The 3,246-nt window shown below is 44.1% G+C and carries 4 protein-coding genes and 1 pseudogene; all 5 read right to left on the bottom strand.

Annotated elements, in window-relative coordinates:
- Positions 1-746: pseudogene (locus Q0502_RS02875) on the bottom strand (hypothetical protein); the annotation flags it as partial.
- A gap of 10 nt (positions 747-756) precedes the next feature.
- Positions 757-1,035, bottom strand: coding sequence for a hypothetical protein (locus Q0502_RS02870; protein WP_298646898.1), 279 nt, complete (start codon positions 1,033-1,035; stop codon positions 757-759).
- A gap of 4 nt (positions 1,036-1,039) precedes the next feature.
- Complete coding sequence (gene traK / locus Q0502_RS02865; RefSeq protein WP_298646895.1) at positions 1,040-1,663, bottom strand: conjugative transposon protein TraK; 624 nt, start codon at positions 1,661-1,663, stop codon at positions 1,040-1,042.
- 21 nt (positions 1,664-1,684) lie between these two features.
- Positions 1,685-2,677 (bottom strand): conjugative transposon protein TraJ, encoded by a 993-nt coding sequence (gene traJ / locus Q0502_RS02860; RefSeq protein WP_298646892.1) that lies wholly within the window; start codon positions 2,675-2,677, stop codon positions 1,685-1,687.
- 18 nt (positions 2,678-2,695) lie between these two features.
- A partial coding sequence (locus Q0502_RS02855; RefSeq protein ID WP_298646890.1) for a DUF4141 domain-containing protein occupies positions 2,696-3,246 on the bottom strand: 551 nt, incomplete at its 5' end.

The following is a 3,246-nucleotide window of genomic DNA, read 5'->3' as shown; positions in this document are numbered from 1 at the left end:
TCTTTGGCTTCCGCCTGGGCATGGGCATTCACGGGTGTTCCGTCCATCGGTCGCTCTACAGCAGTCTCGAACGGATTGGCCGGTGTTGCCGGAGCTTGGGGCAGGTACTTGGCCGCCATTTCGTAAGATTTCTCCATCAGTTCGAGTTGCTGTTGAACGTCATTTAGCTGTTCCCTGTCGGAATCCCGTTCATAAATTTGTGCCTGCAGGTCGTCGATCTGCTGTTGCAGGGCATCGATTTCGGAACGGCCTTCGTAAAAATTGCCCAACGTGTGTTGGATATCCCTATAAGCAATTGCAGACTGCCCAATGGGACTTACTGTTTCAGAATTATCAAAGCCATCGGATATACTCCGATCTTCCTCTGTATCGTTCGCTTGCAGGGTTCCGGTTGTAAAATCGGATAAAGCACCCATCACCGTTCGACGTTCGCTCTGTTTCTGTTCCCGATTTGCCTGTTCGTAGGCAGTTTCCTTGTTATCGGGCATTTCTGCACCGCTTACTCCTGGTATGTTCAGGTTCAGCCCCTGTTCGGCTTCTTGCTTGGCTTTATCCTTTTTCGAGGGTGCATAGATAAGGTATAAAGCCAGTAGGAATATGATTCCCAGCAAAGAAAAGATGATGAATTTCCGGTACCGTTTGAAAATGTCAGTCGTTGAAGTTTTTCGTTCTGTATTAACTTCTTCGAGCAAATCATTGTCTGTTTCATACTCGTTTTGTAAAATTTCGTTTTCTATATTTTCCATATTTTTATTGTTAATGGGGTTGATAAATAGTGCTGTCGTTTGGGTGTGTAACGGTATCACCCTTTGGGAAGGCTATCTCTACCGGTTGTATCTGCCCGGTTTCAGGCAATAATGATTCCTGGCCGAGAATAGCCTTGGTAAGGATTATCGCTGAAGACAGCAGGAAAAAAAGCATACCCAAAAGGACAATATTAAGTTGTGTTGCAGGGGAGAGCCGGTTAAGCTTTATCTTCAACTTTTCATTGAACACCCTGCTTTTTTCGGATAATTTTGTATAAATCTTTTTCATGACTTTATCGTTTTATGGTTTGTATATCCCTATTATCCATCACCAGAAAATCTTCAATAAGGAAGCCCTGGGGATTGTTGTCCGAACGGGTGGAGTTCACCAGTTTACAGGTGGTGATCAAGGTTCGTTTGGTAATGTTGCTCGACCGCATGATGTATTGCTTAGCAAACGTTTGTGCCACATATGGGTAACGGTCAAAATCACACCGGATGCTGTCAATCTCAATCCGTTGCTGGATATTCCCCGAAATAATCCGGTTAAAATATCCTTTTTCAGAAAGGTCTTTGTAGTAATTGAAAGCAGTAATGTCAGCCATATGAAAAGCACGTTCCATATTTCCTTCAATGGCTGATTTATCAGGTGAAAGTGTGAAAAACAGTTCATGGAATCGGCGAACATGCTCACGGGCTTCCACCGGTCGGTTCAATGCCGCATCTTGTGAAAGGGCAAGCATCAGCGATTTACCGCTGTCCAACACGTATATTTTTTGCCGTTGCTGTTCGGCAAAACTGTAGGACTTCCACAAGGCGAAAAGACAAATGACCAGACACAGAACTACAAACAGAAAAGCATACAGGCGTATCTGTTTAAAAGAAGTTTCGATATTTCGTAATGACTTAAATTCCATATATTCATAAATTACAGTTTGTTATTTTTTCAGTTGCCCGGTAATATTCCCACCAACAGCACCGGCAGCACCACCTGCAACGGATCCGCCTTTTCCTATACCGCGGTTCAAACTGCGATTGAAATTCCCCATGCCCCCTGCCTGAATGATCCATCCGGCTACGGTGGGAACCACAAAATATCCGACGATGGCGATCAACATAAAAATGATATATACGGTATTGGAACCGTCGGGTATATAGGTGGGATCTTCCAATGCTTTGATCTCCTTACCGATCATCAGGGTTTGTATTTTGGCAAGCATGGTGCTGAACAGATCGGAAACGGGAAGCCACAGGTACACGGTAATGTAACGGCTTAACCAACCGGTCAGGGTAAACTGAAAACCGTCATAGATGCTGATGGCAAACGCTATCGGGCCTAAAATGGCAAGTACGATCAAATAAAATGTTCTGATAGTATCGATAATCAGTGCAGCAGCTTGAAACAGGATTTCCAGAAAAGATTTGAGGGCGTCCTGCATGGATTTCTTCAGGTTATATATTCCCCTTTCGTAGTACATAGATGACATGGTGATCAAATCCTTGGGTGACCAACCCAGATCATTGAGTTTTTTATCAAACTCATCGTCGCTGACTAAGAATGTAGTTTCGGGATTACGTAACATGGCTTCTCGTTCAATGCGGTCCCGTTGTGTCCGCAGGGTGTTCATATCCAGTGTCTGGGAAGTCAGCATACGATTAGTACCGGTTACCACAGGAGAAAGAATGCTGTTTAAGGTTCCGAGTACGAAAGACGAAAAGAAAAGGATACAAAAACCGATGGCGAAAGGCCTCAATAAAGGGTAAACATCAATTTGTTCCGCACGGGCAAGCGATTGCCATACCCGACTGGCCACGTAGAACAATGCACCCAATCCGGCTATCCCCTTGGCAACCCCGATCATGTTGCTGCACAAGGGTATCATTTCATCGTACAACGAACGGAGTATCTGGTGTAAATTGTAAAAATCCATCGTGCTTGCTTTTATAGATTACCAGTAACGATCAGAAGTTCCGTAAAGGTCAATCACCCGTTGGGTATCATTTTCAGCTTTTGCGCGCAGGTACGATACGGAGATATTTTTGTTCGTGTAGTAACCAACAAGCGAACGGTAGACACCAACCTCACGGTAAATCCGGTCGATAACATCCATACGTTCTTTATCGTTAAGCGATAACGTGGAAGGATTCACGATCAACTTCAGTTCAGTGATTAGCGCGACACTTTCTTCCAACAGCTTGGCGTAACCGAAAGCAATGGCAACCAGTTCTTCGTAGGAAAAGTTTTTATCCTGCAACATGCGTTTATAGTTGTTCACATACATATCGGAGATATCACCCACCATCAAGATGGTTTGCTGTACCTTTCGGGCGTCTTTTACCAGGTTGTTTACTTTACGCAGGGCATCGTAATATTCTTTACCCTGTTTATACACTTTTTCGACTTCCTTAAAGTTGTCAAGCGTATTTTTAACCGTTTTGGAGGTTTGGATAATTTCTTTTGCCGTATTCGCAATGGAGGTGGCAACGTTTACCGGATCAT

It is taken from the genome of uncultured Proteiniphilum sp., assembly GCF_937873925.1.
Classification (GTDB): domain Bacteria; phylum Bacteroidota; class Bacteroidia; order Bacteroidales; family Dysgonomonadaceae; genus Proteiniphilum.
Note: the sequence above shows the minus strand (reverse complement) of the source record. Positions and strands in the feature narration are given on the sequence as shown.

Bases quoted from the DNA above. Each gene is read 5' to 3' on its own strand.
- traK (WP_298646895.1), bottom strand. From the start codon at position 1,663: ATGGAATTTAAGTCATTACGAAATATCGAAACTTCTTTTAAACAGATA.
- Q0502_RS02870 (WP_298646898.1), bottom strand. From the start codon at position 1,035: ATGAAAAAGATTTATACAAAATTATCCGAAAAAAGCAGGGTGTTCAAT.
- traJ (WP_298646892.1), bottom strand. From the start codon at position 2,677: ATGGATTTTTACAATTTACACCAGATACTCCGTTCGTTGTACGATGAA.